This window comes from Streptomyces sp. 13-12-16, assembly GCF_002114215.1.
Taxonomy (GTDB): Bacteria; Actinomycetota; Actinomycetes; order Streptomycetales; family Streptomycetaceae; genus Streptomyces.
Map to the genome: position 1 here is coordinate 1 of NZ_NCTE01001491.1, position 941 is coordinate 941.

Annotated in this window: 1 protein-coding gene and 1 pseudogene; both read right to left on the bottom strand. The window is 77.3% G+C overall.

The annotated features are described in order from the left end of the window. On the bottom strand, positions 1–618 hold a 618-nt coding region (locus B7767_RS43275; RefSeq protein WP_107486663.1), incomplete at its 3' end, for a DUF2064 domain-containing protein. Then, positions 615–941: pseudogene (locus B7767_RS43280) on the bottom strand (glycosyltransferase); the annotation flags it as partial. The pseudogene B7767_RS43280 and the gene B7767_RS43275, both read right to left, overlap by 4 nt.

A 941-nucleotide genomic window follows, 5' to 3' on the forward strand; every position in this document is an offset into this window, starting at 1 on the left:
CCGGTGGGCCGCCGTCAGCCGGGCCAGCCGTGCGGCGAACCGGCCGCCGGGCGCCTCGCCGGCGACCAGCGCCGCGTCGTACGCCGTGTCCACGTCCCGCAGCAGCGGCAGTTCCCGTACCCGCAGACGCGCGAGCCGCCGCCGTTGCGCGGCCCCGGTCTCCGGTGTCGACATGGGGACCCCGCGCAGCAGCCCGGGGTCGGGCGCGGCCAGGCCGAGCGCCCAGAAGCCGCCGTCCTCGGCGGGACCGAAGTACGCGTCGCAGTCACCGAAGTCCACGGTGAGCAGCTCCGGGGTCACCTGGGGCGTGTCCATGCCGATGAGGAGGGCGGGTCCGTCGCACCCGGCGAACGCGGCGGCCAGCCGTTCGTCGAGCCCGCCCGCGCACTGCGGTACGACCTCGACACCGGCCGGCAGCCAGCGTCCCGGTGTCCCGTCCAGCACCAGTACCCGGCGCCGCGCGGGCGTGCGCGCCACCACGTCCAGCGTGTCCGCGAGCGCGGCCTCGGCGAGCGACGCCGCCTCCCCGGGGGTGAACGGCGGGGTCAGCCGGGTCTTCACCCGGCCGGGGCGGGGCTCCTTGGCGATCACCAGCAGTGTGACGGGCGACGACGTCATGAGGCCGCCCCTTCCCGCACCGGCGCCTCCTGGAGCACGCGGCTCATGTCCCGTACCGCCTGGAAGGTGCCGCGCCAGGTGCCGGTCACCTTGGAGGTGCCGGTGCGCGGCGCGTACGGGACGTCGTGCTCGGTGACGCGCCAGCCGGCGTCGGCGGCGCGCACCACCATCTGGAGCGGGTAGCCGCTGCGCCGGTCGGTCAGGTCCAGGGCGAGCAGCTCCTCGCGCCTGGCCGCGCGCAGCGGGCCGAGGTCGCGCAGCCGCAGTCCGGTACGGCGGCGCAGCAGCCGGGACAGCGCGAGGTTGCCCGCGCGGGCGTGCAG